The 26,622-nt window shown below is 61.5% G+C and carries 25 protein-coding genes, 1 tRNA gene and 1 riboswitch; of the genes, 20 read left to right on the top strand and 6 right to left on the bottom strand.

What is annotated here, in order from left to right; all coding sequences use genetic code 11:
• Positions 1-21: 21 nt before the first annotated feature.
• A complete protein-coding gene (locus tag ACF6ZU_RS19550; protein WP_392886152.1) occupies positions 22-1,410 on the bottom strand; it encodes a sensor histidine kinase in 1,389 nt (462 codons plus the stop codon).
• Positions 1,403-2,074 (bottom strand): response regulator, encoded by a 672-nt coding sequence (locus tag ACF6ZU_RS19545; protein ID WP_157712128.1) that lies wholly within the window; start codon positions 2,072-2,074, stop codon positions 1,403-1,405. The genes ACF6ZU_RS19550 and ACF6ZU_RS19545 overlap by 8 nt, the downstream gene beginning before the upstream one ends.
• Before the next feature lie 379 nt (positions 2,075-2,453).
• Here ACF6ZU_RS19545 and ACF6ZU_RS19540 point away from each other — a divergent pair, with 379 nt between their 5' ends.
• Genes ACF6ZU_RS19540 through ACF6ZU_RS19525 form a run of 4 tightly spaced genes read left to right on the top strand, consistent with a single transcriptional unit; the run spans position 2,454 to position 6,497 of the window.
• Complete coding sequence (locus tag ACF6ZU_RS19540; protein ID WP_392886151.1) at positions 2,454-3,431, top strand: Bug family tripartite tricarboxylate transporter substrate binding protein; 978 nt, start codon at positions 2,454-2,456, stop codon at positions 3,429-3,431.
• A 58-nt stretch (positions 3,432-3,489) separates the two neighbouring features.
• Complete coding sequence (locus ACF6ZU_RS19535; protein WP_392886149.1) at positions 3,490-3,948, top strand: tripartite tricarboxylate transporter TctB family protein; 459 nt, start codon at positions 3,490-3,492, stop codon at positions 3,946-3,948.
• 1 nt (position 3,949) lies between these two features.
• Positions 3,950-5,464 carry a tripartite tricarboxylate transporter permease gene (locus ACF6ZU_RS19530; protein WP_392886147.1) on the top strand — a complete coding sequence of 505 codons (1,515 nt, stop codon included), beginning with the start codon at positions 3,950-3,952 and terminating at the stop codon, positions 5,462-5,464.
• Positions 5,457-6,497: an AbrB family transcriptional regulator gene (locus ACF6ZU_RS19525; protein ID WP_392886145.1), complete on the top strand. Its 1,041-nt coding sequence runs from the start codon at positions 5,457-5,459 to the stop codon at positions 6,495-6,497. Before ACF6ZU_RS19530 ends, ACF6ZU_RS19525 begins: the two co-directional genes overlap by 8 nt.
• Before the next feature lie 131 nt (positions 6,498-6,628).
• Here ACF6ZU_RS19525 and ung read toward each other — a convergent pair whose 3' ends face one another.
• Positions 6,629-7,321: a uracil-DNA glycosylase gene (ung, locus tag ACF6ZU_RS19520; protein WP_392886143.1), complete on the bottom strand. Its 693-nt coding sequence runs from the start codon at positions 7,319-7,321 to the stop codon at positions 6,629-6,631.
• 132 nt (positions 7,322-7,453) lie between these two features.
• On the opposite strand from ung, the gene ACF6ZU_RS19515 reads away from it, so the two are divergent.
• On the top strand, positions 7,454-8,566 hold the full coding sequence (locus tag ACF6ZU_RS19515) for an enoyl-CoA hydratase/isomerase family protein (RefSeq protein ID WP_392886141.1): 1,113 nt from the start codon (positions 7,454-7,456) through the stop codon (positions 8,564-8,566).
• A gap of 115 nt (positions 8,567-8,681) precedes the next feature.
• Here the strand turns inward: ACF6ZU_RS19515 and ACF6ZU_RS19510 are convergent, their stop codons facing one another.
• Positions 8,682-9,134, bottom strand: a complete 453-nt coding sequence (locus ACF6ZU_RS19510) for a hypothetical protein (protein WP_392886140.1) — start codon at positions 9,132-9,134, stop codon at positions 8,682-8,684.
• A 167-nt stretch (positions 9,135-9,301) separates the two neighbouring features.
• Positions 9,302-9,544 (bottom strand): hypothetical protein, encoded by a 243-nt coding sequence (locus tag ACF6ZU_RS19505; RefSeq protein WP_392886138.1) that lies wholly within the window; start codon positions 9,542-9,544, stop codon positions 9,302-9,304.
• A gap of 277 nt (positions 9,545-9,821) precedes the next feature.
• Positions 9,822-9,922: riboswitch (guanidine-I (ykkC/yxkD leader) on the top strand.
• Between the two features lie 61 nt (positions 9,923-9,983).
• Between ACF6ZU_RS19505 and ACF6ZU_RS19500 the strand changes: the two genes are divergently transcribed.
• From ACF6ZU_RS19500 to ACF6ZU_RS19430, 15 genes are all read left to right on the top strand, one after another.
• Complete coding sequence (locus ACF6ZU_RS19500; protein WP_392886136.1) at positions 9,984-11,051, top strand: putative urea ABC transporter substrate-binding protein; 1,068 nt, start codon at positions 9,984-9,986, stop codon at positions 11,049-11,051.
• A gap of 15 nt (positions 11,052-11,066) precedes the next feature.
• Positions 11,067-11,882: an ABC transporter permease gene (locus tag ACF6ZU_RS19495; RefSeq protein WP_392886134.1), complete on the top strand. Its 816-nt coding sequence runs from the start codon at positions 11,067-11,069 to the stop codon at positions 11,880-11,882.
• Positions 11,879-12,667, top strand: a complete 789-nt coding sequence (locus ACF6ZU_RS19490; RefSeq protein ID WP_392886132.1) for an ABC transporter ATP-binding protein — start codon at positions 11,879-11,881, stop codon at positions 12,665-12,667. The genes ACF6ZU_RS19495 and ACF6ZU_RS19490 overlap by 4 nt, the downstream gene beginning before the upstream one ends.
• A gap of 11 nt (positions 12,668-12,678) precedes the next feature.
• A complete protein-coding gene (locus ACF6ZU_RS19485) occupies positions 12,679-13,404 on the top strand; it encodes an urea amidolyase associated protein UAAP1 (RefSeq protein WP_008025773.1) in 726 nt (241 codons plus the stop codon).
• Between the two features lie 11 nt (positions 13,405-13,415).
• Entirely contained in the window at positions 13,416-14,057 is a 642-nt protein-coding gene (locus tag ACF6ZU_RS19480) for an urea amidolyase associated protein UAAP2 (RefSeq protein ID WP_017336948.1), read from the top strand.
• Positions 14,058-14,337: 280 nt separating this feature from the next.
• Positions 14,338-17,958, top strand: a complete 3,621-nt coding sequence (uca, locus tag ACF6ZU_RS19475; RefSeq protein ID WP_392886130.1) for an urea carboxylase — start codon at positions 14,338-14,340, stop codon at positions 17,956-17,958.
• Positions 17,959-17,983: 25 nt separating this feature from the next.
• Entirely contained in the window at positions 17,984-19,744 is a 1,761-nt protein-coding gene (gene atzF / locus ACF6ZU_RS19470; RefSeq protein ID WP_392886129.1) for an allophanate hydrolase, read from the top strand.
• A 204-nt stretch (positions 19,745-19,948) separates the two neighbouring features.
• Positions 19,949-21,436 (top strand): diguanylate cyclase, encoded by a 1,488-nt coding sequence (locus ACF6ZU_RS19465; protein WP_392886127.1) that lies wholly within the window; start codon positions 19,949-19,951, stop codon positions 21,434-21,436.
• Between the two features lie 6 nt (positions 21,437-21,442).
• The gene (locus ACF6ZU_RS19460) at positions 21,443-21,637 is read left to right on the top strand and encodes a cysteine-rich CWC family protein (RefSeq protein ID WP_392886126.1); all 195 of its coding nucleotides are present in this window, start codon (positions 21,443-21,445) and stop codon (positions 21,635-21,637) included.
• Between the two features lie 57 nt (positions 21,638-21,694).
• Positions 21,695-22,387, top strand: a complete 693-nt coding sequence (locus ACF6ZU_RS19455; RefSeq protein ID WP_392886124.1) for a pseudouridine synthase — start codon at positions 21,695-21,697, stop codon at positions 22,385-22,387.
• Positions 22,388-22,700: 313 nt separating this feature from the next.
• Positions 22,701-23,585: an alpha/beta fold hydrolase gene (locus tag ACF6ZU_RS19450; protein ID WP_392886122.1), complete on the top strand. Its 885-nt coding sequence runs from the start codon at positions 22,701-22,703 to the stop codon at positions 23,583-23,585.
• 172 nt (positions 23,586-23,757) lie between these two features.
• Positions 23,758-23,831 (top strand) — tRNA-Gly (locus ACF6ZU_RS19445).
• A gap of 390 nt (positions 23,832-24,221) precedes the next feature.
• Positions 24,222-24,401: a type II toxin-antitoxin system HicA family toxin gene (locus tag ACF6ZU_RS19440; RefSeq protein WP_007984690.1), complete on the top strand. Its 180-nt coding sequence runs from the start codon at positions 24,222-24,224 to the stop codon at positions 24,399-24,401.
• 37 nt (positions 24,402-24,438) lie between these two features.
• A complete protein-coding gene (locus tag ACF6ZU_RS19435; RefSeq protein WP_392886121.1) occupies positions 24,439-24,846 on the top strand; it encodes a type II toxin-antitoxin system HicB family antitoxin in 408 nt (135 codons plus the stop codon).
• 439 nt (positions 24,847-25,285) lie between these two features.
• A complete protein-coding gene (locus tag ACF6ZU_RS19430) occupies positions 25,286-25,552 on the top strand; it encodes a short-chain dehydrogenase (protein ID WP_392886120.1) in 267 nt (88 codons plus the stop codon).
• Between the two features lie 297 nt (positions 25,553-25,849).
• On the opposite strand, the gene tam is transcribed toward ACF6ZU_RS19430, so the two are convergent.
• Entirely contained in the window at positions 25,850-26,620 is a 771-nt protein-coding gene (gene tam / locus ACF6ZU_RS19425) for a trans-aconitate 2-methyltransferase (RefSeq protein WP_392886118.1), read from the bottom strand.
• Positions 26,621-26,622 lie beyond the last annotated feature (2 nt).

The raw sequence follows: 26,622 nt of genomic DNA, 5'->3' as shown, positions 1-26,622 counted from the left end.
GAAGAGGCCAGCACAAACACCTCATTCTCCCGCGATAAAACTCACCCGCACCTTCAACCCCGCCCGTTCACCATCATGCAAACTGATCTGCGCCAGGTGCGCGCGGCAGATCTCGCCGACAATCGCCAGCCCCAGTCCTGAACCGGCCACTTGCTGGTTACGGCGATAGAAGCGCTCGAACACCCGATCGCGCTCCTCAAGCGGAATCCCCGGGCCATCGTCCTCGACCTCCAGCACCGCTGGCGCCGAAACCCGCAGGATCACATTGCCGCCGGACGGCGTGTGGGCCAGCGCGTTGTCCACCAGGTTGCTCAACAGCTCGTTCAACAACGTCGGCTCACCGCGCAGCCATACCGGCTCATCCGCCTCTAGCGCCAGTGCAACACCGCGAGCGTGGGCCAGTGGCGCCATCGCCATGCCGAGTTCGCGCGCCAGCTGACTCAGGTCCAGCAACTGCGCCCCACCCTCGGCGATCGCCCGGGCGCCGTTCTCGACCCGCGCCAGCGACAGCAATTGATTGGCCAGATGGGTCAGGCGGTCCGTGCCCTGGGCCGCCGTTTCCAGGGTCGTGCGCCATGTCTCGGGCTCGGTCGAGCGCAGGCCCAGTTCAAGCCGTGCCTTGAGTGCCGCCAATGGCGTGCGCAGCTCATGGGCGGCATCGGCGATAAATTGCGCCTGTCGCTCGAATTGCCCGCGCAGGCGTTCGGTAAAGTGATTGAGCGCACGCACCAGCGGCCACAACTCGTGCTGCACTTCCACCAGCGGCAGCGGCCGCAAGTCATCGGATTGCCGCTCTTCCACCGCGGTGCGCAGGCGCTCCAGCGGACGCAAGGCCGCACTCACCGCAAACCACACCATCAGCAGCGCACCGATCGCCAGCATGCCCAAGCGCAGCAAGGTGTCCGCCGCCAGACTGCGGGCCATGCTGACCCGCGCCTCATCGGTTTCCGCGACGCGAATTTCTGCCATGCCGTTCATGTTCGGCTCGCTCACGGGTTTGAGCAGGCTGACCACTCGCACGTTCTGCCCCTGGTACGTCGCGTTGTAGAAACGCGCGAGCGCCGGGTAGTCATCGGTGCGCGGCGTGCCCGGCGGTGGTGGTGGCAGGTTTTCGTAACCGGAAATCAGCTTCTGATTGATGTCGTTGACCAGATAGAAAATCCGCCCGGCGCTGTCGTAGGCAAAGGTATCGAGGGCCACGTAGGGCACGTCGGCGCTGAGGCTGCCATCGCGCTGGGACACGCCCGCGGCGATGGTTCGCGCCGAGGCCAGCAAGGTTCGGTCGTAGGCGGTGTCGGCCGCTTCGCGACCGTTCCAGTAGGCGCTCAAACCGCTGGCCAGCATCAACACCACCAGCAGCAACGCGAGGTTCCACAGCAACCGCCAACGCAGGCTGCTGGGCTTATGCATCGCGGCTTTCCAGCAAATAACCGAGACCGCGGAACGTCACGATGGCGACCGGCTGGCCATCGAGTTTCTTGCGCAAGCGATGGACGTAGATTTCGATGGCGTCGGGGCTGGCTTCTTCGTCCAGGCCGAACACTTGCGAGGCGAGTTGCTCCTTGCTCATTACCCGGCCGGGACGGGCGATCAGCGCTTCGAGCACGGCCTGCTCGCGGGAGGTCAGCGTGAGCAATTCGTCGCCGAGGGTGAAGCGCCGGGTGTCCAGATCGTAAGCCAGCACACCGCAGGTCTGCTGCCGCTCGCCGCCGAGCACGCTGCGGCGCAGCAAGGCTTTGACCCGCGCTTCGAGTTCGGTCAGTTCGAACGGCTTGGCCAGGTAATCATCAGCGCCGAGGTTCAAGCCGTGCACCCGGTCCTTGACGTCGCTGCGGGCGGTCAGCATCAACACCGGCAGGTTCTTGCCCCGTGCCCGCAGACGCGCCAGCACTTCGAAACCATCCATGCGCGGCAAGCCGACATCGAGGATCGCCATAGCGTATTCCTCGCTGCTCAACGCCAGGTCGGCGGCCACGCCGTCATGCAGCACATCCACGGTCAGCCCGGTGCTCTTGAGCGCCTGGGCGACACTGTCGGCGAGTTGCAGATGGTCTTCGACGAGCAGAACACGCATGGATCTTTACCTCATTCGGGGATGTTCGACGCCACTCTTTGGCGCGGAGTTTACAGCCGCCTCCGCCGCTGTGAAGCCCGAAAACCTTGAAAGTCTGCTGAAAGGTTAGCGAAAGGTTCGACCGTTAGAGTCGGCCCACGGATGGTTTCGACTGCAAGCCATCGCCCGTGCTTTGAAATGTAGCTCCCGAAAAACGCCTTGATGCGTTTTCGCCAATAAGAACAATAACGAGGTACTTCGCCATGCTGTCCACACAGCTCCAGATTTTCCCGCCCCAGCCTTTCCCATCGCTAACGCTCATCAGCGCCGCAACCGGCTGAACAGCGCAATTCGTCGCACCTGAAACACCTTAAAAACAAAAACTCCCGTGGAGACAACAATGAATCGATCACTGCGCCGTTTCGCCCTCGCCGCCAGCTGCATGCTGTTTGCCGGCCAACTGATGGCCGAGCCGAAACGCCCGGAATGCATCGCTCCGGCCTCGCCCGGCGGCGGTTTCGACCTGACCTGCAAACTGGCGCAAAGCGCGCTGGTCAACGAAAAACTGCTGACCAAACCGATGCGCGTGACCTACATGCCCGGCGGTGTCGGCGCGGTGGCGTACAACGCAGTGGTCGCTCAGCGCCCGGCCGACGCCGGCACGCTGGTGGCGTGGTCCAGCGGTTCGCTGCTGAACCTGGCCCAGGGCAAATTCGGCCGTTTCGATGAAAACGCCGTGCGCTGGTTGGCGGCGGTCGGCACCAGCTACGGTGCCATCGCAGTGAAAAGCGATTCGCCCTACAAAACCCTGGACGATCTGGTCAAAGCGCTGAAGAAAGATCCGAGCTCCGTGGTCATCGGTTCCGGCGGCACCGTTGGCAGCCAGGACTGGATGCAGACCGCGCTGATCGCCAAGGCCGCCGGGATCAACCCGCGTGACCTGCGTTACGTCGCCCTCGAAGGCGGCGGTGAAATCGCCACCGCCCTGCTCGGTGGTCACATCCAGGTCGGCAGCACCGACATCTCCGACTCCATGCCGCACATCCAGAGCGGCGACATGCGCCTGCTGGCCGTGTTCTCCGAGAAACGTCTCGAAGAGCCGGAAATGAAAGACATCCCGACCGCCAAAGAGCAAGGCTACGACATCGTCTGGCCGGTGGTTCGCGGCTTCTACCTCGGGCCAAAAGTCAGCGATGAAGATTACGCCTGGTGGAAGGACTCCTTCGACAAACTGCTGGCCTCCGACGAGTTCGCCAAGCTGCGCGATCAGCGTGAACTGTTCCCGTTCGCCATGACCGGCCCGGAACTGGACACCTACGTGAAGAAGCAGGTGGCGGACTACAAAGTGCTGGCCAAAGAGTTCGGCCTGATTCAGTGATCGCCTTTGTCTAGCGGCTGCGACTCCGTTTGACGGGGTCGCGGCACAGGAGTTTTCCATGCTCTTACAACGCATTTTCGCTTCGGTGCTGTTACTGGCCTGTATCGGCCTGGCACTGATGGCATGGCCGTATCAAGCGGCTTTCTCCTACGAACCCGTAGGACCTCGGGCCTTTCCCCTGCTGATGCTCGGCCTGATGGGGCTTGCGCTGTTTTACATGCTGTTCCGTCCGACGCCGATCGTGCACAGCGACGATGACCCGAAACTGGACCGCGAAACCCTGAACAAAATCGGCATCTGCGTCGTGCTGTTGCTGATATTCGCCGGGCTGTTCGAGCCGCTGGGCTTCATCCTCAGCAGCATCCTGATCGGTATTCCGATGGCGCGCCTGTATGGCGGCCGCTGGGCGCCGAGCATTGTGGTGACGACACTGATGAGCATCGGTCTCTACCTGCTGTTCGACAAGTTGATGGATGTGCCGCTGCCTCTGGGCCTGCTCGACGTTCTGGAGAACTGATATGGATACTTTCGGCTATTTGGGCCAGGGTTTCGGCGTCGCGCTGAGCCCGTACAACCTGGTGACCGCGCTCTGCGGCACCCTGATCGGCACCGTCGTCGGCCTGTTGCCGGGCCTGGGCCCGATCAATGGCGTGGCACTGCTGATACCGATCGCCTTCGCCCTCGGCCTGCCGCCCGAGTCGGCGCTGATCTTGCTGGCAGCGGTGTACCTGGGTTGCGAATACGGCGGCCGGATCAGCTCGATCCTGCTGAACATCCCGGGCGAAGCCTCCACCGTAATGACCACCCTCGACGGCTACCCGATGGCCCGCAAAGGCCTGGCCGGCGTGGCGCTTTCGCTGTCGGCATGGAGTTCGTTCATCGGTGCGTTCATCGCCACTTGCGGCATGGTGCTGTTCGCGCCGTTGCTGGCGAAATGGGCGATTGCCTTCGGACCGGCGGAATATTTCGTCCTGATGGTATTCGCGATTGTCTGCCTCGGCGGCATGGCCGGTGATCGTCCGCTGAAGACCTTTATCGCGGCGCTGATCGGTCTGTTTCTCTCGACTGTCGGGATCGACGCCAACAGTGGCGTGTACCGTTTCACCGGGGACAACATTCATCTGACTGACGGCATTCAATTCGTGGTGCTGGTGCTGGGTCTGTTCTCCATCAGTGAAATCCTCCTGCTGCTGGAAAAAACCCATCGCGGCCAGGAAGCCGTGAAAGCCACCGGCCGGATGATGTTCAACTTCAAGGAAGCATCGGCGGTGTTCGTGGTGAACATCCGTTGCGGCCTGCTCGGTTTCATCATGGGCGTTCTGCCGGGTGCCGGCGCGACACTGGCCAGCGCCGTGGCCTACATGACTGAGAAACGCATTGCCGGCGCCAAAGGCACCTTCGGCCAAGGCGACATGCGCGGGCTCGCGGCACCGGAAACCGCCATCGGCGCTTCGGCCTGCGGCGCGCTGGTGCCAATGCTGACCCTCGGGGTTCCAGGCTCGGGCACCACGGCGGTGATGATCGGCGCGCTGTCGCTGTACAACATCACGCCAGGCCCGCTGCTGTTCCAGCAACAGCCGGACATCGTCTGGGGCCTGATCGCGTCGTTGTTCATCGCCAACATCATGCTGGTGATCCTCAACATCCCGATGATCCGCATCTTCACCCGCATCCTGGCCGTGCCGAACTGGGCGCTGGTGCCTGTGATCGCGATCATCACCGGGATCGGCGTCTATGCGGTGCACGCCACCACGTTCGACCTGTTCCTGATGGTCGGCATCGGCATCTTCGGCTACATCCTGCGCAAGCTGGACTTCCCGTTGTCGCCGGTCCTGCTGGGGTTCATCCTCGGTGGCCTGATGGAGCAGAACCTGCGCCGCGCGCTGTCGATTTCCAACGGTGCCCTGGAAATCCTCTGGTCGAGCCCAATCACCCTGGGTGTCTGGGTGCTGACCGTGCTGATGCTGTCCATGCCGATCCTGCGGATCTGGCGCAAACGTTCGGTCGCTCGTCGCGCTATCGCCGATGTCTGATCGAACACCGTTCAACGCCTGGTGGGGTACGCCGCTGGTCGGCGCGCTGGGCGGTTACCTGGCCAGCCAGATTGGCTGGCCGCTGCCGTGGATGGTCGGCTCGTTGCTGGCGATCATCCTCGTGCGCTGCCTGACACCCTGGCAATTGGCGGAAATCCCCGGCGGCCGCAAATGCGGCCAATGGGTGGTCGGCATCGGTATCGGCCTGCATTTCACCCCGGTGGTGATGGAGCAGGTGCTGAGCCACTTCGGTCTGATCTTCTTCGGTGCATTGGTCACCAGCCTGTCCGCGGTGGTCGGGGTCTGGCTGATGCGACGCACCGGCGAGGACCGCGCCACCGCGTTCTTTTCCAGCATGCCGGGCGGCTCCGGGGAGATGGTCAACCTCGGCGCACGCAATGGCGCAGTGCTCAGTCGCGTGGCGGCGGGGCAAAGTCTGCGGGTTCTGGTCGTGGTGCTCTGCGTGCCGGCGGCGTTCAAGTATTTGCTGGGTGATGGAGCGCCGGTGTTTCATCCGTCCGCTGTCAATTGGTGGTGGTTGGCGTTGCTTTTCCCGGCGGGCGCTTTGGCGGCCTGGCTTTGGGAGCGTCTTCGTCAACCCAACCCCTGGCTGTTCGGGCCGTTGCTGGTCAGTGCGGCAGTCAGCATTGGCTGGGATTTGCATATCGGTTTGCCCAACGGTGGCAGTCAGATCGGTCAATGGCTGATCGGCAGCGGGTTGGGCTGTCACTTCAACCGGCAATTTTTCCGGCGCGCGCCCTCGTTTATGGGGCGGACGTTGATAGGCACGGTGCTGACCATGTTGATCGCCACCGCAGCCGCTTTGGGGTTGAGTGCGCTGACGCATCTGGACTTGCGTTCGCTGACCCTGGGCATGATGCCCGGCGGGATTGCCGAGATGAGCCTGACGGCGGAGACCCTGCAATTGTCGGTGCCGCTGGTGACGGCGATGCAGGTGATGCGGTTGTTGTTTGTGTTGTTTCTGGCGGAGCCGTTGTTCAAGTACTGGAATCGGAATCCGGATTCAGTCTGATAGACCGAGTCGCCCCCATCGCGAGCAAGCTCACTCCCACAATGGATCTCGGCCGATCACAAAATTTGTGTTCACTGGAGATCCATTGTGGGAGTGAGCCTGCTCGCGATGGGGCCCGCCCTGCTAACCCATCAAACCGGCGGCAACCGCCACTCGATTGGCGCCTCGCCATTCTGCTCAAGAAACTTGTTGGTCCGGCTGAAATGCCCGCACCCGAGAAACCCGCGATAGGCGGACAACGGCGACGGGTGCACCGACGTCAGCACCAGGTGCTTGGTCGCGTCGATCAGCTTCTGCTTGCTCTGGGCATGGGCGCCCCACAGCATGAACACCAGATGCGGTTGCTGCTGGCTGACCACTTCAATGATGCGGTCGGTAAAGAACTGCCAACCCTTGTCCTTGTGCGCATTGGCGTTGGCGCGTTCGACGGTCATGGTGGTGTTGAGCATCAACACGCCCTGATCGGCCCAGCTCTGCAGGTAGCCGTGGTTGGGAATGTCGATGTTCAGGTCGCGCTTCAATTCTTTATAGATGTTCACCAGCGACGGCGGCGCCGGTACGCCCGGCTGCACCGAGAAGCACAAGCCATGGGCCTGGCCCGGGCCGTGATACGGGTCCTGACCGAGGATGACGACCTTGACCTTGTCCAGCGGCGTCGAATTGAGTGCGTTGAAAATCATCGGGCCCGGTGGATAGATCTCCTTGCCGGCCGCCCGCTCCTGTTGCAGGAAATTACGCAACTCTGCCATGTAGGGCTGGTCGAATTCGGCACGCAGTGCCTCCTTCCAGCTCGGTTCGAGTTTGATACGGTCGTCAGCAGTCATGGTTACATCCGGCAAAAACAATGGGGCGAACCCTAGGAAAGCCCATCACGCTTGTCAATTGATCTGACGCAGATCCGGCACTTTCCCACACAGCGATCATACTGAACGCTCAAATTCCCGATCGAGGTCACGATGAATCTGCACTTCGAAGAACTCACCGGCACCGACGGCGCCCGCGTCGGCGTCGCCAGCCTGGATGCTGAAAAGTCCCTGAATGCCCTGTCCTTGCCGATGATCAACGCCTTGCGCGACCGGCTGGACGCCTGGGCCAAGGATCCGCAGATCGTCTGCGTGGTGTTGCGCGGCAACGGCGCCAAGGCCTTTTGCGCGGGTGGCGAAGTGCGCAGCCTGGTGGAAGCCTGCCGGGCGCACCCCGGCGTCGTACCTCCGCTGGCCGCGAACTTCTTTGCGGCGGAATATCGCCTGGACTTCAGCCTGCACACCTATCCAAAACCGTTGATCTGCTGGGGGCACGGTTACGTGCTCGGCGGTGGCATGGGCTTGTTGCAGGGCGCGAACATCCGGATTGTCACACCGAGCAGCCGGTTGGCGATGCCGGAGATCACCATCGGTTTGTATCCGGATGTCGGTGCCAGCTGGTTCCTGTCGCGCCTGCCCGGCAAGCTTGGCTTGTTCCTCGGCCTGACCGGCGCGCATATGAATGGTCGTGATGCGATCGATCTGGACCTCGCCGACCGCTTCCTGCTCGACGAACAGCAGGAAGAGCTGCTCGCCGGCTTGCTGCAATTGAACTGGCAGGAACAGACGCCGATGCAGCTCAACAGCCTGCTCAAGGCCCTTCAGCAGGAAGCGCTGGCGAAAATGCCCGAAGCCCAGTGGCTGCCGCGCCGCCAGCAGATCGACGAACTGCTGGACGTCAGCGATGTGGTCTGCGCCTGGAAAGCCATCAGCCAACTGCGCGACAGCACCGACCTGGTGCTCAGCCGCGCGGCACGAACCCTGAGCGAAGGCTCGCCGCTGACCGCTCATCTGGTGTGGGAACAGATTGCTCGCGCCCGGCATATGTCGCTGGCCGAGGTATTCCAGATGGAATACACCTTGAGCCTCAACTGCTGCCGACATCCGGAGTTCAGCGAGGGCGTGCGCGCACGGTTGATTGATAAGGATCAGAAACCGCATTGGCATTGGCCGGATATCAACCACGTGCCGGATGCGGTGGTGGAGGCGCACTTTCACAAGGTCTGGGAGGGGCGGCATCCGCTGGCGGATTTGTCGGAATACTGAACAAAATTGTGGGAGCGAGCCTGCTCGCGATATCGGTGTGTCATTATCAATGATGTGACTGACAGTCCGCTATCGCGAGCAAGCTCGCTCCCACAGGTATTGCATTCAACTCATGTTATCGGCGGCCGCCCCGGCCATCGTGATCGCCGCGACCGTTGTGATCACCTCGTCCACCGTGGTTACGCCCGCCACCGCGATTATCATTGTTCCAGTTGCCGCGGTTACGCCCGTCCCAGCCTCCACGATTGTTGCCGTCCCAGCCATGACTCTGATGCGCCCGGTAATCACCCCGTGGCGACGGCTGGTAATAACGGGGTGTCGGTTGATAAACCCGCGGCTGGTAGTAATACCGCGGCGTTGGCTGGTAATAGCGGGCCGGTGGCGTGTAATAACGCCGCGGCGACGTGTAGTAACCGCCATTGGAGTAATACGCCCCACTGTCGGAGTAATACGGGGCTGGGGATGTGTACACCTCGGAACTGTAGTAGCTGCCACCTCCATCGGCATAGGGTACGCATGCACCAACGGACAAACCCATCACGGCAATCAGAAGAATTCGAGAGAGCATGGCGGCCTCCTGGACCGCGAGTGAGCCACACCAGCGACGCTGGCGAGCGACAGTCGATTATTCGCTGACTGTCGAAAGATCAGACATCGATTTCGACATCCGGTGCGGTCTTGCAACAAGTTGAAACATCTGCCCGATGAAAGGTTTTTCATCTATTCATGCGCTGATTAATGGTGCCCGCCACGATATCCACCGCCGTAATAACGGGGTGAATGCCCGCCCCAATAGAAGTAGCGATAGCCGCCATAAAAGCGCGGACCGTAGTAATAGCGCGGGCCGTAATAGTAGGAATACGGCGCGTAGCCGGGATAGTAATAAGGCGAGGAATACACGTCGTAGGAACCAACGTAGTAGTAACAGCCGGACAGCCCGATACCGAGCGCAACACCAAGCAGCAATCGACGAAACATGGCGGCCTCCTGAAAGACCCGCAGCCGATACACGCCGGCTGACACCTGTTTTGACTGGCAATCCCATCGCGAGTGCCGGACAGCGCCGACCTTCGGATCAGCGGCCAGCCGCGCTGCATCTCAGTGCACGGACGCACCATCACAAAGCAGCGAACGCCTCTCCCACCCTCACACCTGAAGGCAATCCCACGGCCCAGAGCGCTTTGCGCGACTTGGCACGGCTCTCGCTTTAACAAACCCGTGCAGGAGTCATCACAGGTTCGCGGCACCACAATTTGCAATGGCTGACTAGGGTTCCGGCTCGCTAAGGCGAGTGACTGGTCCGAGAGTTGGCGACCTCCAGTTGAGGTTACACGGCGGGACAAAAGCCCGGGAGACAAGCCACCGTTCGCGGTGCCGCATTGACTCCTGCCCGCCTTCGATCAACTGGAGAACCACCATGTCCCGACTTCGTTTACCCGCCCTCCTCGCCGCTGCTTTCGCAGCTTTCGTGAGCGTTTCGTCCCAGGCTGCGCAAAAAGACCACTTCAGCGTCTGCTGGACCATCTACGCCGGCTGGATGCCCTGGGAATATGCCGGCAGCCAGGGCATCGTCGACAAATGGGCGAAGAAGTACGGCATCAAGATCGATGTGGTGCAGCTCAACGACTATGTCGAATCCATCAACCAGTACACCGCCGGCCAGTTCGACGGTTGCACCATGACCAACATGGACGCGCTGACCATTCCGGCGGCCGGCGGCGTCGACAGCACCGCGCTGATCGTCAGCGATTTCTCCAACGGCAACGACGGCATCGTGCTCAAGGGTGACGGCAAGAAAGTCACCGACCTGAAGGGCATGGACGTCAATCTGGTCGAACTCTCGGTGTCCCATTACCTGCTGGCCCGGGCCCTGGATTCGGTGGACCTCACCGAGAAAGACCTGAAGGTGGTCAACACCTCCGACGCTGACATCTCCGCCGCGTTCAACACCGATCAGGTCAACGCCGTAACCACCTGGAACCCGATGCTTTCGGACATCAAGGCCAAGCCCGGCGTGACCGAAGTCTTCAACTCCAGCCAGATCCCCGGCGAGATCATGGACATGATGGTGGTCAACAGCGCCACCCTCAAAGACAACCCGGCCCTGGGCAAAGCGCTCACCGGCGCCTGGTTCGAAGTGGTCGAGTTGATGAACGCGAAAAACACCGCCAGCAAAGCTGCGCTCGAACACATGGCCAAAGCCTCGGGCACCGACCTTGCGGGTTTCCAGGCGCAACTCGACACCACCAAATTGTTCGCCACGCCGAAAGAAGCCCTGGCGTTTTCCACCAGCAAGCAACTGCCGGACACCATGCGTAAGGTCGCCGAATTCTCCTTCCAGCACGGCTTGCTCGGTGAAGGCGCCAAGGACACCAGCGCGGTCGGCATGGCCTTCGCCAACGGCGTGACCAGTGGCGACAAAACCAACCTCAAGCTGCGCTTCGACCCGAGCTACGTGCAGATGGCCGCCGACGCCAAGCTGTAAGAAGAGGACCTGGCCATGCGCCTGATCAATCGCCACCCGGATCGCCCGAGTCGCCTGTTGTTGGTGATCCTGCCGTTCGCCCTGGTGCTGTTCGCCTACTTCATGGGCTCGGCCGAGCGGCTGATGGACAACCCCAACGACAAGCTGTTGCCCAGCGCGGTGCAGATGACCGACGCGGTGAAACGCCTGGCGTTCACCGCCGACACCCGCACCGGTGAATACGTGCTGTGGCAAGACACCGCCTCCAGCCTGCGTCGCCTCGCCATCGGCCTCGGCATCAGCGCGCTGGCCGGGCTGTGCCTGGGAATGGCAGCGGGCACCTTGCCGCTGTTCGGCGCGCCGTTGTCGCCGTTGCTGACGGTGTTGTCGATGGTGCCGCCGCTGGCGATCCTGCCGATTCTGTTCATCGTCTTCGGCCTTGGGGAGTTGTCGAAAGTGATGCTGATCGTCATCGGCATCACTCCGGCCCTGGCCCGGGATCTGGAACAGCGCGCCCGGGAAATTCCGGTCGAGTTGCTGATCAAGGCCCAAACCCTAGGCGCCTCGACCTGGACGTTGATGCTGCGGGTGGTGCTGCCGCAATTGCTGCCGCGCCTGCTGATCTCGCTGCGACTGATGCTGGGTTCGGCCTGGTTGTTCCTGATCGCCGCCGAAGCCATCGCTTCCACCGACGGCCTCGGCTACCGGATTTTCCTCGTGCGCCGTTATCTGGCGATGGATGTGATCCTGCCGTACGTGGTGTGGATCACCCTGCTCGCCTGGTTGATGGACTGGGGCCTCAAGCGCCTGACCCAACGTGCGTTCCCCTGGTATGAAGGAGCCCGCGCATGAGCTTCATCACGGTAAAAAACGTCTGGCAGCAATACGCCGATCAGGTGGTGCTGGAAGGCCTGAACCTGAACGTCAACGAGGGTGAGTTCTGCACGCTCGTCGGCGCCTCCGGTTGCGGCAAATCGACCTTCCTGCGGTTGTTGCTCGGCCAGGAAAAAGCCAGTCGTGGCGAGATTCTGCTCGAAGGCCAACCCTTGGCCGGTGAACCGGACGCAAGCCGTGGCGTGGTGTTCCAGCGCTACTCGGTATTCCCGCACCTGACCGTGCTGGACAACGTCGCCCTCGGGCTTGAACTGCCACGCTCGCCTCTGCTTGGGCGCCTGTTCGGCAGCGCCAAAAAAGTTGCCAGGGAACAGGCTTCGGCGCTGCTGCACAAAGTCGGCCTCGGCCACTCGCTGGACAAGTACCCGGCGCAGCTCTCCGGCGGCATGCAGCAACGGCTGGCCATCGCCCAGGCGCTGATCATGAAACCTCGCGTGTTGCTGCTCGACGAACCGTTCGGCGCACTCGATCCGGGCATCCGCAAAGACATGCACGCCTTGCTGCTGGAGCTGTGGCGCGAGACGCAACTGACGGTGTTCATGGTCACCCACGACCTGTCCGAAGGCTTCAGCCTCGGCACCCGTTTGCTGGTATTCGACAAGGTTCGCGTCGACCCGCACGCCCCCGGCGCCTATGGCGCGCGCATCACCTACGACATCCCTTTGAACAGCGACCGCCGCGCCACACGCGCCGCCGTCGATGCCTTGCCGGCTCAGCTGGCAGGCACGCTTCGTACCGCTTAGAGGATTCCGCAATGACTGATTCGACCCAACTGTTTCCACCCTTCGCCGAGGAAATGTTGCCCGGCGGCGGCCACCGTTCCTTTGTATTGAAACGCGGCCAATTGCTGCGCCTGACCGACCTGCGCGGCGGCGCCAATGTCAGCCTGACGTTGCTCAACGCCAATGAAAAAACCGAACGCCTGAACCTGCCCGACAGCCTCAAATGCCAACACACCGCCAAACTCACCACCGGCCATTGCCTGTACTCGGACATGGGCCGGGTGCTGGCGGCGATTACCGCTGACACCTGCGGCTGGAGTGACAGCCTCGGCGGCGTGCTCTGCGCTGAAGAGGTCGCGGAAAAATACGGCGCCGGCCGCTATCAAGAACTGCGCAACGGCTTCTTCCGCAACGGCACCGACAATCTGTTGGTGGAGCTGGGCAAATGGGGTCTGGGCCTGTCGGATCTGCTGATGACGCTGAACCTGTTCAGCCGCGTGAACGTCGACGAAGCCGGGCGTTTCCATTTTGTCGAAGGTAATTCCAGGGCGGGTGACTACATCGAGCTGTACGCGCCGATGGACACGCTGGTGGTGCTTACCGCCCTGCAACACCCGATGGACCCGTCGCCGGAATACGCGCCGAAACCCTTGAAGCTGAGCTGGATGAACGCCGACGCCAGCGTCGCCGAACACTGCCGCACCTCGCGCCCGGAAAACGAGCGCGGCTTCATCAACACCGACCGCCTGTTCGCCTGAGGATCGCTGCCATGTCACTCGCAATCGCTACCGCTCAAAAGCATCCAGAAACAGCGGTCTACCGCGCGACCATCCCGGCCGGCGAGCCCTGGCTGATGGAGGTCAAGGCCGGCCAGACCCTGCGCATCCTCGACCTGGAAGGCAATCAGGCGGTCGACACCCTGTTCTACAGCGTCGCCAATCCGAAGGAGCGCTACGACGTACAACGCACCTTGCGCCGGCAGAACAGCGTCTACCTGAGCACCGGCAGCGTGCTGTATTCCAACCTCGGCAAACCGATGCTGACCATCGTCGCCGACACTTGCGGGCGCCACGACACCCTCGGCGGTGCCTGCGCGCAAGAGAGCAATACCGTGCGCTACGCCCTGGAAAAACGCTACATGCACAGCTGCCGCGACAACTACCTGCGCGCCTGCGTCCACGACGGGCGACTGGGCAAGGGCGACATCGGGCCGAACATCAACTTCTTCATGAACGTGCCGGTCACGGCGGATGGCGGGCTGACGTTTGAGGACGGGATTTCGGCACCGGGCAAGTACGTGGACCTGCGGGCGGAGATGGACGTGATCGTGCTGATTTCCAACTGCCCGCAGCTGAACAACCCGTGCAACGCCTACAACCCTACGCCTGCGGAGCTGCTGGTATGGAACTGACACTGAACCGTCTGCGCCGCTGGTTGTTTGCCCTGTGCCAGGCCCGTTCCGGGCAGTGCCTCAAACCTCGAAATCACCATTAACCCCTGTAGGAGCGAGCCTGCTCGCGATTGCGGTGTGCCAGTGGGCATTGATGTGTCTGATACACCGCTATCGCGAGCAGGCTCGCTCCCACAGGGTTCGGCGGTGTTTTCAATACTTGTGATTTTTCCGTCGGGGACGACCCCGGCGCCCAACGAAAAACTGCGGGACGGCCCGCATCCCCTCCAGGGGTTATGCCATGTTCGAAAAAGTCCTGATTGCCAACCGTGGCGCCATTGCCTGCCGCGTCCTGCGCACCTTGCGTGAACTACACGTCAAGGGTGTCGCCGTTTACTCCGAAGCCGATGCCGCGAGCCTGCACATCCTGCAAGCCGACGAAGCCCACAGCCTCGGCGAAGGCGCGGCGGCCGGCACCTATCTGGCGGTCGATAAAATCCTCGCCATCGCTAAAACCACCGGCGTCACGGCGATCCACCCCGGTTACGGTTTCCTCTCGGAAAACGCCGCGTTCGCCGAAGCCTGCGAAGCGGCCGGCATCGCCTTCGTCGGCCCGACGCCCGAGCAACTCCGCGTGTTCGGCCTCAAGCACACCGCCCGAGCATTGGCCAAGCAACATGGCGTGCCGATGCTCGAAGGCACCGGGCTGCTCGACAGTCTCGACGCGGCCTTGATTGCCGGTGAGCAGGTCGGCTACCCGGTGATGCTCAAAAGCACCGCCGGCGGTGGCGGCATCGGCATGCGCGTGTGCCGCAGCGCCGCTGAACTCAGCGAATCCTTCGAAGCGGTGAAACGCCTCGGCCAGAACAATTTCAGCGACGCCGGGGTGTTCATCGAGAAGTACATCCAGCGCGCGCGGCACCTCGAAGTCCAGGTGTTCGGCGACGGTCGCGGTGACGTGATCGCCCTCGGCGTGCGCGACTGCTCGGTGCAACGGCGCAACCAGAAAGTCCTCGAAGAAACCCCGGCGCCGAACCTGCCCGAAGGCATGGCCGAAGCGCTGTGCGCAGCCGCGATCAAACTGGCCAAAGCGGTGAACTACCGAAGTGCCGGGACGGTGGAATTCGTTTTCGACAGCGCCGACCAGCGCTTCTACTTCCTTGAAGTGAACACCCGGTTGCAGGTGGAGCACGGCGTCACCGAACAGGTGTGGGGCGTGGACCTGGTGCGCTGGATGGTTGAACTGGCGGCCGGTGATTTGCCGCCGCTGAGCGTGTTGAGCCAGGGTTTGAAAGCCGAGGGCCATGCGATTCAGGCGCGGCTCTATGCTGAAGATCCGGGGCGCGATTTTCAGCCGAGTCCTGGCTTGCTGACGGCGGTGAATTTCCCCGTCGCAGATGGCAAACAGCTGCGCATCGACACCTGGGTCGAGGCCGGTTGTGAGATCCCGCCCTACTTCGATCCGATGATCGCCAAGGTCATCAGCTGGGCGCCGACTCGCGAGGAAGCACGCGCGGATCTGCATCAAGCGTTGGGCGATAGCCTGCTCTACGGCGTGGAAACCAACCGCGACTACCTGCGGCAGATTTTGCTCGATGCACCGTTCGCCAGCGGTCAGCCGTGGACGCGGTGCCTGGAACATCTGGTCTATCGGGCCAACACTTTTGAAGTGCTCAGCGCCGGCACCCAAACCAGCGTTCAGGACTATCCCGGACGACTCGGCTATTGGGCCGTGGGTGTGCCGCCGTCAGGGCCGATGGACAGCCGCGCGTTGCGACTGGGCAATCTTCTGCTGGGCAACGATGAAGGCGCCGCCGCTCTGGAAATCACCATGAGCGGGCCGTTGCTGCGCTTCAATTGCGACGCGGTAGTGGCCGTCACGGGTGCGGTCATTCCGCTGACGTTGAACGGCGAGACCGTGGCGATGAACACGGCGCTGCTGATTCCGGCGGGCGCCACCTTGAGTCTCGGCACGATTGCCGGCGCAGGCGCCCGCAGCTATCTGTGTGTACGCGGCGAGCTGCAGGTGCCGGACTACTTGGGCAGCAAAAGTACCTTCACCCTGGGCCAGTTCGGTGGGCATGGCGGTCGGGCCTTGCGTGCTGGCGATGTATTGCATGTGCCGGCGTTGACCGATCACAGCGTCGGCGGGCAACTGCCTGACGTGGCCGAGTTGCCGGCCGTGCGGCAGATCCGGGTGATCTACGGCCCCCATGGCGCACCGGAATACTTCACCGAAAACTACATCGGCACCTTCTTCTCGACCCAGTGGGAAGTGCACTTCAACTCCAGCCGCACCGGCGTGCGCCTGATCGGGCCGAAACCGGAATGGGTGCGGGCCGATGGCGGTGAGGCGGGGCTGCATCCGTCGAACATTCACGACAATCCGTACGCCATCGGCGCGGTGGATTTCACCGGGGACATGCCGGTGATCCTGGGGCCGGACGGGCCAAGCCTCGGCGGGTTCGTGTGCCCGGTGACGGTGATCGAGGCGGATCTTTGGCAGCTCGGGCAATTGAAGGCCGGGGACAAAGTGCAGTTCTCGCCCGTCTCTCTCGAAGACGCCCGCACCCTCGCCTTGAAATGGAATACCCCCCGTAGGAGCCAGCTTGCTGGCGATGAAGTTGTCGCGGTGTCTGATCTGCCCCCATCGCCGGCAAGCCGGCTCCTACAGTCGCCTGTTGTTTTGGATTTGGGTCAGGACGATACGCGCCTGGTTGCGAGACTTTCGGGCGATACACATGTGCTCCTGGAGATCGGCGCACCGGAACTGGACCTGGTTCTGCGCTTCCGCGCCCACGCCCTCATGCAGGCTATGGAAAGCAAACACCTGCACGGCGTGATCGACCTGACACCGGGCATCCGCTCACTGCAAGTGCACTACCAACCCGAACAACTGCCGCTGGCCGATCTGCTCGGTATCGTCGCCGGTGAATGGGACGCGGTGTGCGCCGCCAAGGACCTGCAAGTACCTTCGCGCATCGTTCATCTGCCGCTGTCCTGGGACGATCCGGCCTGTCAGTTGGCGATCGAAAAATACATGACCACCGTGCGCAAGGATGCGCCGTGGTGCCCGAGCAACCTGGAGTTCATCCGCCGCATCAACGACCTGCCGAACCTCGACGAAGTGCAGCGCACAGTGTTCGACGCCAGCTACCTGGTCATGGGCCTGGGCGACGTCTACCTCGGCGCGCCCGTCGCCACCCCGCTCGACCCACGGCATCGGCTGGTCACCACCAAATACAACCCGGCCCGCACCTGGACCGCGGAAAACTCGGTGGGCATCGGCGGCGCGTACATGTGCGTGTACGGCATGGAAGGTCCCGGCGGTTATCAGTTCGTCGGGCGCACGTTGCAGATGTGGAACCGCTACCGCGAAGTCGCCGCGTTCGATGGCAAACCGTGGCTGCTGCGCTTCTTCGACCAGATCCGTTTCTACCCGGTGAGCGCCGATGAGCTGCTGCGCATCCGCCGTGATTTCCCCCTCGGGCGTTTCGATCTGAACATCGAGCACAGCCAGTTGAACCTCGCGGATTACCAGGCGTTCCTGAGCAAAGAAGCTTCGAGCATTGCAGCGTTTCGCGATCAGCAGAAAGGCGCGTTCAACGCCGAGCGCGAGCGCTGGATCGCCAGCGGACAGGCGCACTTCGACAGTGAAGAAGCCGTCCCGGAACCGGCCGAAGACGCACCGCTCGCCAGTGGCGAAATGAGCGTCGACAGCCACATCGCCGGCAACCTCTGGCAGGTCCAGGTGGAGGCCGGCAGCCGCGTCGCCGCTGGCGATGTGCTGGTGATTCTGGAGTCGATGAAGATGGAAATCCCGCTGCTCGCACCGATGGCCGGCATCGTCCGCGAGATCCGCGTGCAACCCGGCTCGGCAGTGCGTGCCGGACAGCGCGTCGTGGTGCTGGAACTCGACTGAACCCATTTTGCAAAGGACTCACTTCATGACCCTCAATCTGCAACTCGACACCCTGCGCAGCGCCTACCGCGACGGCAGCACCACGCCGCGCCAACTGCTGCTGACCCTGCGCGACAAAGCCGCCGCGCTGAACCCGGACTATCACCTGTTCATTCATTTGCTCAGCGTTGAGGAACTGGAACCGTACCTCGCCGCGCTCGACGGTCGCGACATCGACAGCCTGCCGCTGTACGGCGTGCCATTCGCGATCAAGGACAACATCGACCTGGCGGGCATTCCGACCACGGCCGCCTGCCCGGCGTTTGCCTACGTGCCGCAACAATCGGCGACCATCGTCGAGCAGTTGCTGGCGCTGGGCGCGATCCCGCTGGGCAAGACCAACCTCGACCAGTTCGCCACCGGCCTCAACGGCAGCCGCTCGCCTTATGGTGCGTGCCCGAACAGCGTGTTGCCGGAGTATCCGTCGGGCGGTTCCAGCGCCGGTTCCTCACTGGCGGTGGCACTCGGCGTGGCGAGTTTTTCGCTGGGCACCGACACGGCGGGCTCGGGGCGAGTGCCGGCGGGGCTGAACAATCTGGTGGGGATGAAGGCTACGAAAGGTTTGATCTCCACGGCGGGGGTGGTGCCGGCGTGTCGTACGCTCGATTGCGTCACCACCTTTACCGCGACGGCTCGGGAAGCCAGCCAGTTGCTGGCGCTGACGGCGCACCTCGACCCACGGGATGAGTACAGCCGCAGCAACCCGCTTTGGAACGACGGCTCGGCGTTCGGCACGCCGCGTCCGTTCCGCTTCGGTGTGCCGCGTGCGCAGGACCTGGAGTTCTTCGGTTGCCCTGAAGGTCCGCTGCTGTTCGGCGATGCCATCGACCGGCTCAAAGCGTTGGGCGGCGAAGCGGTCGAGCTCGATATGACGCCGTTCTTCGAAGCGGCGCGCCTGCTGTATGAAGGCCCGTGGGTGGCGGAACGCTACAGCGTCGCCGGCGAGTTGATGGAGCAAAACCCTGAAGCGGTGTTGCCGGTGATTCGTGCGGTGTTGGCCAAGGCGCCAGGGGTCAGCGGCGTGCAAACGTTCCGCGCGCAGTATCGGCTGCAAGCCTTGAAAGCCCTGTGCGACAAGGCTCTGGCAGGACTGGATTGCGTCGTCACACCGACCATCGGCCGCCCCGTTACCCTGGCGGAACTGGACGCTGAACCGGTGCTGCGCAATTCGGAACTGGGTTACTACACCAACTTCATGAACCTGCTCGATTACGCCGCCGTCGCCGTGCCGAGCGGTTTCATGGGCAATGGTTTGCCGTGGGGCGTGACGCTGTTTGGCCGGGCGTTTACCGATCAGTATCTGCTGAGCGTGGCGGATGCGTTTCAAGACCGCTCTCCTGCGCCGGCAACGGTCGCGCGTAACGACCGTGCGCGGTTGGTGGTGTGTGGCGCTCATCTCGATGGCCTGGCGCTGAACTGGCAGCTTAAGCGGCGCGGGGCGACGCTGGTGGAGACCACGTTCAGCTCGCCGGACTATCAACTGTATGCACTCGCCGGTGGCCCGCCGTTTCGTCCGGGAATGGTGCGGGTGAAGGATGGCGGCGTGGCGATTGCGGTGGAAGTCTGGGAGTTGCCGAGCAGTGAGCTGGGCTCGTTTCTGAGCGGGATTCCGGCGCCGCTGGGGCTGGGCAAGGTACAGCTGGCGGATGGGCGTTGGGAGAGCGGGTTTATCTGTGAGCCGTATGGTTTGGAGGGGGCGGTGGATATCAGCCATCTGGGCGGCTGGCGTGCGTACCTCGCCAAATGATCCCCTGTGGGAGCGAGCCTGCTCGCGAAGACGTCAGTCGACACACCAACCAAGTCGACTGACAGACCGCTTTCGCGAGCAGGCTCGCTCCCACAAAGACCGCACCGCACCTGATCCTTGCCGATTCACCCCACAAATCCCGCAGTTATTTCCGCGCAGTGCCACTAGAATGCTCCCCAACGGATCATTGCCAACGGAATCGCCATGCCGCTTCACTCGCCGCTGTATTCGCAACGTTCGCTGGTGCTCACGCTGATCGCACTGCTGGGCGCGGGTTTTCTGGCCACGTCATTCCTCAGCTACTACGCTTCGCGCGCCTCGATCCGCGACAACATCGTCAACACCGAGCTGCCGCTGACCTCGGACACGGTCTACTCGGAAATCCAGAAAGACCTCGTCCGACCGATCCTGATTTCCTCGATGATGTCCCGCGACACCTTCATGCGCGACTGGGTAGTGAACGGCGAAAACGACCACGACCAGATGACCCGCTACCTCAACGAGGTCATGACCCACTACGGCGCCTACACCGCGTTTTTCGTTTCCAACGGCACGCTCACCTACTACCACGCCAAAGGCGTGCTCAAGCAGGTCAAGGCCACCGAGCCGCGTGACGCCTGGTATTTCCGTGTTCGCGACATGGCCGATCCCTACGAAATCAACGTCGACCCGGACCTGGCCAACAAGGACAACCTGACCTTCTTCATCAACTACAAGGTCTACGACTACGACAACCGTTTCATCGGCGCCGCGGGCGTTGGTCTGACCGTCGATGCGGTGATCAAGCTGATCGACAAGTACCAGCAGCGCTATCAACGCAGCGTTTACTTCGTCGACAGTTTCGGCCGGCTGGTGCTCACCGGCGCCGAAGGTGGCCCGCAGGGTGCGCACATCGGCCAGAAACTCAGCGAACTCGAGAGCATGAAAGAGCTGGTCGGGCAGTTGCCAAAACCTCACAGCGGCAGCTACGAATATTCCGTCCAGGGCCAGGGCCATTTCCTCAACGTGCGGTTCATCCCCGAGTTGAACTGGTACCTGTTCGTCGACAAACGCGAAGACGGCGCGCTCAACGAAATCCGCCAGTCGCTGTACCTCAACCTGTTGATTTGCCTGCTCGTGACCTTGATCGTGCTGGCCCTGCTCAACCGCGTGATCAAACGCTATCAGGGCAAGATCCAGGCGCAGGCGACCCTCGACAGCCTCACCGAATTGCCCAACCGTCGCGGCTTCGACCTGCTCGCCGCGCAAGCCATGCACGAGGCGCAGCGCGAACCGAAACCACTGACCGCGCTGTTGCTGGACCTGGACCACTTCAAGGTGTTGAACGACACCTACGGTCACCTCGCCGGCGATCAGGTGTTGATCGGCTTCGCCCGGGACCTGGAAAGCTGCCTGCGCCATTCCGATATCGTCTGCCGTTGGGGCGGTGAAGAATTCATCGTGCTGCTCAAGGACACCGACGGTGAGACCGGTCTGATGATTGCCGAGAAAATTCGTCAGCATGTCGAACAGCAGCGTTATGCCTACAACGATCACGCCTTGCACCTGACGGTCAGCATTGGCCTGACGACGCTGCAACCGGAAGACACCTTGCACACCCTGCTCTCCCGGGCTGATCATGCGATGTATCGGGCCAAGCAATCCGGCCGAAACCGGACCTGCGCGGAAATGCCTCACACCAGTTATGCATAGTCCTACATGAACAAACCTGAATTCTGCCCGGCCTGCGGCGCCTCCAACGACTGCACATTGGCCGACCCGCGAACCGCCGACCGGGCCTGCTGGTGCTACAGCGTCAGCATCGATCCGGCGGTGCTCGAAGCCCTGCCGCCCGAACTGCGCGACAAATCCTGCCTGTGCCCGCGCTGCGCTCAGGTCGAGGCGCAGTTGTAAGCATCCTTGTGGCCGATCACGTAAGATGCGCGGCCCGTTTCCTGCCGATCCCGACTCATGCGCGTTGACCGTTTCCTCAGCAACCTTCCCCGCTTCAACCGTAAGCAGGTTCGCCTGTTGCTGGTGGAAAAGCGTGTGCGGGTCGACGGAAAAATCGTCAGCGATCCCCATGCCGAGGTGCTGGAGTTCAGCCGGGTCGAGGTCGATGGGGACGTGCTGCAAGCCGGCAAGCCTGCGCGCTATTTCATGCTGCACAAACCGCCTGGCTGCGTCAGCGCCACTCGCGACCCGGAGCATCCGACCGTCCTCGACCTGATCGACGAACCGGACAAGCACGACCTGCACATCGCCGGACGCCTGGACTTCAACACCACCGGCCTGATGCTGATCACCAACGACGGCAGCTGGTCGCGACGCCTGACCCAGCCGCAGACCAAGCTGCCCAAGGTCTACTACGTCGAGACCGAGCAGGATATCGGCCCGGAATATGCTGTGAAATTCACTGAGGGTTTGTACTTCGCGTTCGAGGACCTCACCACGCTGCCGGCGGAACTGGCGTTGCTCGGCCCGAAGTCAGCGCGGCTGAGCATCGTCGAGGGTCGTTATCACCAGGTGAAGCGGATGTTCGGCTATTTCGACAACAAAGTGCTGCGCCTGCACCGCGAGCGCATGGGGCCGTTGGTGCTCGACAGTGCGCTGAAACCGGGCGAATACCGCCCCCTGAGCGACGAAGAGATCGGATTGATCTAAGCAGCCTACCGCTCAGCAGAAGTTGTCGAACAATTTACGAATGGCACTTGCGCGATGCCGACTCCCCTGCTTGAATCAGGTCGTCAGCCGAAATGTGACTGACGAGTCACAACATACTTCTAAGAAACTTTTTGCCGGTTAGAGAACCCTAGGGTTCCGCCTCAGACCGGCAGACTGCCCGCCAATAACAACACCCGTCGACCGGACTGCAATGGATCGACATGGGCCTCCAAATTCCAGGCATATGCCTACCTGTCACAAAGCTCGTGCAATCTCAATTGCGCGCATACCCGCTTGCCAGGAGTCTTATGACATGAGGCCAGAAATCGCTGTGCTGGATATACAGGGTCAGTATCGGGTTTACACGGAGTTCTATCGCGCAGACGCCGCAGAGAAGACCATCATCTTGGTCAACGGCTCGATGGCCACGACTGCGTCGTTTGCACAAACCGTGAAAAACCTCCACCCGCAGTTCAACGTGGTCTGCTACGACCAGCCCTACGCGGGCCGGTCAAAAGCCCACAACCTGCATGAGAAATTGCTGACCAAGGAAGTCGAAGGGCAGATCCTCCTGGAGCTGATCGACCACTTCGCCGCCGAACACGTGCTGTCGTTTTCCTGGGGTGGCGCCGCGACCCTGGTCGCCCTCGCCCAACGGCCACGGCGCATCGAAAAAGCCGTGATCAGCTCGTTCTCCCCGGAGATCAACGCGCATATGCTCGACTACCTCGAGCGCGGCGTCGACTACCTCGGCAGCCGCGACGGCGACCGGGTCGGCAACCTGGTGAACAGCACCATCGGCAAACACCTGCCGACCCTGTTCAAGCGCTTCAACTACCGCCACGTCAGCAGCCTGGCCGATCACGAATACGGGCAGATGCACTTCCACATCAGCGACCTGCTGCACAGCGACCGCCAGTGCTTCTTCAAAGCCGCTGAAAAAATCAACGTGCCCGTGCTGTTCATGAACGGCGAATGGGACGAATACACCGCCGCCGATGGCGCGCGATTATTCGCCAACCACGTGCAACACGCCACGTTCACGACGCTGGAAGCGACCGGCCACTTTCTCGACATGGAACACAAATCCGCCTGCCGAGACAGCCGCAATGCGCTGCTGGGTTTCCTGAAACCTGCGCAACAGGCTAGCCGACCGCGTTACCACTACGTCCAGGACCACCATGCATTGGCCATCTGAAACAGCGTCATCGCGAGCAAGCCCCGCCCCACAGCATTACCTGTAGGAGCGAGGCTTGCCCGCGAACGACCGTCACCCGGTCCATGACCTGTTTCACCTGCGCTAAAGCCATCCCGCGCAAAGAAAAACTTCATTTCCACGCGCACATCTGGTACAAAGTCAGCCGCTCTGAGCGGGTGTCGTATAATGGCATTACTCCAGCTTCCCAAGCTGATAACGAGGGTTCGATTCCCTTCACCCGCTCCAATCGAATTTTGGTCTCACGTTGTTGGTTGACGGGGGATGCAGGAAATAAAAAACCGGCCTTGAGGGCCGGTTTTTTTGTGTCTGGGATTTGTGTGTGAGTGGCGAAATTAACGTTTTCGCGTGAAACCTGCGTTTTGTTAACGTTTTTCTCGTACCAGTAAAGGATTAATGGCCCTTGGCGAGTGGGCTTCGCCAGCCGTGTATGCGGATGCAAGATCCTGCAACAAAGCAAATGCCTAATCGGGAGTCATTCCAAGGCCCCCGCCCTCCGATCCTTCTATCCTCGTTTGGTCACCTGACCTCCCAGCATTACGCCGGCAGTGGTTATAGTGTTGATCAAAAAAAATCAGTAGGTATAGTAACCACCTAAGCACACCACACGGAGGTGATGTGAATAGCCGTTTTTTGATAAGCCAAATCGTTGCGGATGGCTGGTATCTGGTTCGCATCAGGGGCAGTCATCATCACTTCAAGCATCCGACCAAACCGGGGCTGGTGACAGTTCCTCATCCGAAAAAGGACCTGCTCAAAAAAACGGCAATCAGTATTTTGCAACAGGCGCTGCTCTGACGATCCCGATGCGCGGCGACTCAGGAGGACAATGAACATGCTTTACCCAATTGCGATTTCAATGGGCGATGACGAACACGCTTGGGGCGTTGAGGTGCCGGATATTCCGGGATGCTTCTCCGCTGGAGAGGATCTGGATGACGCGATGGCCATGGCTCGCGAAGCCATTGAGGGCCATTTCGAAATCCTGGCGGAGGACGGCTCACCGATTCCATCTGCAAACAAAGTCACTCTGCATGCGGCCAATCCGAAGTACGCGGGTTGTGCATGGGCATTGGTTGACATCGATGTCACCAAGTATCTGGGCAAAGCCCAGAAGCTGAACATCACCCTACCGGGCTACCTGCTCAACCGCATCGACGAATACGTACTGCATCACCCTGAAGAGAAAAGCCGTTCAGGTTTTCTGGCTTCGGCAGCACTCAAGGTTTTGCAGCAGGGCTAATGACCTTGTTTCAATGGTACTCAACCGGTCCAGGTGACCGGTTTTTTGTGGGTCGGATTTAGTGAAATGCAGATATCGATTGCCCGTTCACTGATGGCCAAAAAGTGGCCAATAGCTGAATAGGCAAGGTCCTACACGACTCTGGGAATTGTCCGTAGACTTGTCCATTGCTGTGCCTTTGTCATGAGACCTATAGTCCGAACGCGCCCAAATGGCGTATCGGGTTTGGCGACTCGATAGCAAGGTACAGAAACCTCCGAGCCTGCTCGGAACGTTTCTGAAAGCACTCGGCTATCTGTTTTTTGGTGGCTGTACGTGGGAGACCTTCGGGTCTGCCGGTTTGTGCCTTGCCCGGTTCGCCAACCCCCGTACAGCTGCCACCCTTTGTTTGGCGACATCGAGTGGTGGAAGACATAACTTCACTTCAAGGTAATCACTCATGAATGAATATATGGCTTTAACCAGCAACGCCGACGACCTCCCCACCTTCTACGTCAACACCACCCAACCGCTGCATTCCCTTCTCAGCTCTGCCCGCTACAGAATCGGCGCAGTAACACAGGTCCTGGAGAACCTCGCGATGCGCGGCGAAATATCCACCGACTCGGTGATTCTCAGCGACTTCGCACTGCTCTGCGCCATACCGTTGCGCGATGGCTGCGATGTGATGGATGTCATTGCACGACGTATGGATGCGCAACAGTAGTGCGGTGATTTGAGGGCGTCTTTCGGGGCGCTCTCCGCGTTTCACCGGCCCACGTATAGTTTTCGTATAGATCCCCACCACCCAGTAAAGAAGCCGTAGCGCCCCCACAAACCCGCCCAAAAACTCCCTACCCTGCCCTCTCACCTTTCATACAGAGATCAGCATGGACAATTCAGAGTTGGGGCTCATGATCATTTCGATGATCGGGTTATTCGGCTTTGCTTCGTTTCTTTTTGACTACTTGAGCACCAAGCGAAGGGACAGATAACGTGCAACGTTATCCGCCCCTTTTTGGCTTCAGCGGGTCGCGACGATGAACAGGCGCGGGAACGGCAGCAGCACCGAGCCATCGCTCAGCGCCGGGTACGCCTGTTCGATCGCGGCGTGGTATTGCTTGAGGTATTGCGCGTTTTCCGCGTCATCCAGCGGTTCGAGGAACGGGCGCAGGCCGCTGCCCTTGAACCACTCGAGCACGCCCGACGCGCCGTCCGCCAGCGGATGATGGTAGGTGGTGCGCCACACATCGACGCGTGCGCAGTGCGGTCGCAGCATCGAGTAGTAATCGCTGGCGCTGGCCATTTCCGTGCGTTGCCCGGCGGCGTCCGCCAACTTGCTGGCCCACGGGCCATCGGCGGCGACTTCGCGCATCAGGCGATGGGACGGTTCGTTGAGGTTGTCGGGCATCTGGATGGCCAGGCTGCCACCCGTGTTCAGTCGGGCGGCGAGCGACGGCAGTAACGTCGAGTGATCGGGCAGCCACTGCAGCACCGCGTTGGCGAAAATCACATCGAATGGGCCCTTGTCACTCCAGGTGCCAATATCGACGGTGTCGAACTGCACGTGCGGCAAGCGCTTGCGGGCGGCTTCGATCATGTCGGTCGAGCTGTCGACGCCACGCACCGTGGCGCTGGTGAAGCGTTCCACCAACAGCTCGGTCGAGTTGCCGGGACCGCAGCCGATATCGATGGCCGAGCGCGCGTCAACGGGCGGGATCGCCGCGAGCAGATCGCGGGCCGGGCGTGTGCGTTCATCTTCAAAAGCGACGTATTGCTTGGCGGACCAACTCATTG

The sequence above is a fragment of the Pseudomonas migulae genome (genome assembly GCF_043225285.1).
GTDB classification, from domain to species: Bacteria; Pseudomonadota; Gammaproteobacteria; order Pseudomonadales; family Pseudomonadaceae; genus Aquipseudomonas; species Aquipseudomonas migulae_C.
This window is presented reverse-complemented; position numbering and strand designations above follow the sequence as displayed.

What these genes read in the sequence shown, in the direction of transcription:
- ACF6ZU_RS19550 (WP_392886152.1), bottom strand. Translation starts at nt 1,410, where the DNA reads ATGCATAAGCCCAGCAGCCTGCGTTGGCGGTTGCTGTGGAACCTCGCG.
- ACF6ZU_RS19545 (WP_157712128.1), bottom strand. Translation starts at nt 2,074, where the DNA reads ATGCGTGTTCTGCTCGTCGAAGACCATCTGCAACTCGCCGACAGTGTC.
- ACF6ZU_RS19540 (WP_392886151.1), top strand. Translation starts at nt 2,454, where the DNA reads ATGAATCGATCACTGCGCCGTTTCGCCCTCGCCGCCAGCTGCATGCTG.
- ACF6ZU_RS19535 (WP_392886149.1), top strand. Translation starts at nt 3,490, where the DNA reads ATGCTCTTACAACGCATTTTCGCTTCGGTGCTGTTACTGGCCTGTATC.
- ACF6ZU_RS19530 (WP_392886147.1), top strand. Translation starts at nt 3,950, where the DNA reads ATGGATACTTTCGGCTATTTGGGCCAGGGTTTCGGCGTCGCGCTGAGC.
- ACF6ZU_RS19525 (WP_392886145.1), top strand. Translation starts at nt 5,457, where the DNA reads ATGTCTGATCGAACACCGTTCAACGCCTGGTGGGGTACGCCGCTGGTC.
- ung (WP_392886143.1), bottom strand. Translation starts at nt 7,321, where the DNA reads ATGACTGCTGACGACCGTATCAAACTCGAACCGAGCTGGAAGGAGGCA.
- ACF6ZU_RS19515 (WP_392886141.1), top strand. Translation starts at nt 7,454, where the DNA reads ATGAATCTGCACTTCGAAGAACTCACCGGCACCGACGGCGCCCGCGTC.
- ACF6ZU_RS19510 (WP_392886140.1), bottom strand. Translation starts at nt 9,134, where the DNA reads ATGCTCTCTCGAATTCTTCTGATTGCCGTGATGGGTTTGTCCGTTGGT.
- ACF6ZU_RS19505 (WP_392886138.1), bottom strand. Translation starts at nt 9,544, where the DNA reads ATGTTTCGTCGATTGCTGCTTGGTGTTGCGCTCGGTATCGGGCTGTCC.
- ACF6ZU_RS19500 (WP_392886136.1), top strand. Translation starts at nt 9,984, where the DNA reads ATGTCCCGACTTCGTTTACCCGCCCTCCTCGCCGCTGCTTTCGCAGCT.
- ACF6ZU_RS19495 (WP_392886134.1), top strand. Translation starts at nt 11,067, where the DNA reads ATGCGCCTGATCAATCGCCACCCGGATCGCCCGAGTCGCCTGTTGTTG.
- ACF6ZU_RS19490 (WP_392886132.1), top strand. Translation starts at nt 11,879, where the DNA reads ATGAGCTTCATCACGGTAAAAAACGTCTGGCAGCAATACGCCGATCAG.
- ACF6ZU_RS19485 (WP_008025773.1), top strand. Translation starts at nt 12,679, where the DNA reads ATGACTGATTCGACCCAACTGTTTCCACCCTTCGCCGAGGAAATGTTG.
- ACF6ZU_RS19480 (WP_017336948.1), top strand. Translation starts at nt 13,416, where the DNA reads ATGTCACTCGCAATCGCTACCGCTCAAAAGCATCCAGAAACAGCGGTC.
- uca (WP_392886130.1), top strand. Translation starts at nt 14,338, where the DNA reads ATGTTCGAAAAAGTCCTGATTGCCAACCGTGGCGCCATTGCCTGCCGC.
- atzF (WP_392886129.1), top strand. Translation starts at nt 17,984, where the DNA reads ATGACCCTCAATCTGCAACTCGACACCCTGCGCAGCGCCTACCGCGAC.
- ACF6ZU_RS19465 (WP_392886127.1), top strand. Translation starts at nt 19,949, where the DNA reads ATGCCGCTTCACTCGCCGCTGTATTCGCAACGTTCGCTGGTGCTCACG.
- ACF6ZU_RS19460 (WP_392886126.1), top strand. Translation starts at nt 21,443, where the DNA reads ATGAACAAACCTGAATTCTGCCCGGCCTGCGGCGCCTCCAACGACTGC.
- ACF6ZU_RS19455 (WP_392886124.1), top strand. Translation starts at nt 21,695, where the DNA reads ATGCGCGTTGACCGTTTCCTCAGCAACCTTCCCCGCTTCAACCGTAAG.
- ACF6ZU_RS19450 (WP_392886122.1), top strand. Translation starts at nt 22,701, where the DNA reads ATGAGGCCAGAAATCGCTGTGCTGGATATACAGGGTCAGTATCGGGTT.
- ACF6ZU_RS19435 (WP_392886121.1), top strand. Translation starts at nt 24,439, where the DNA reads ATGCTTTACCCAATTGCGATTTCAATGGGCGATGACGAACACGCTTGG.
- ACF6ZU_RS19430 (WP_392886120.1), top strand. Translation starts at nt 25,286, where the DNA reads ATGAATGAATATATGGCTTTAACCAGCAACGCCGACGACCTCCCCACC.
- tam (WP_392886118.1), bottom strand. Translation starts at nt 26,620, where the DNA reads ATGAGTTGGTCCGCCAAGCAATACGTCGCTTTTGAAGATGAACGCACA.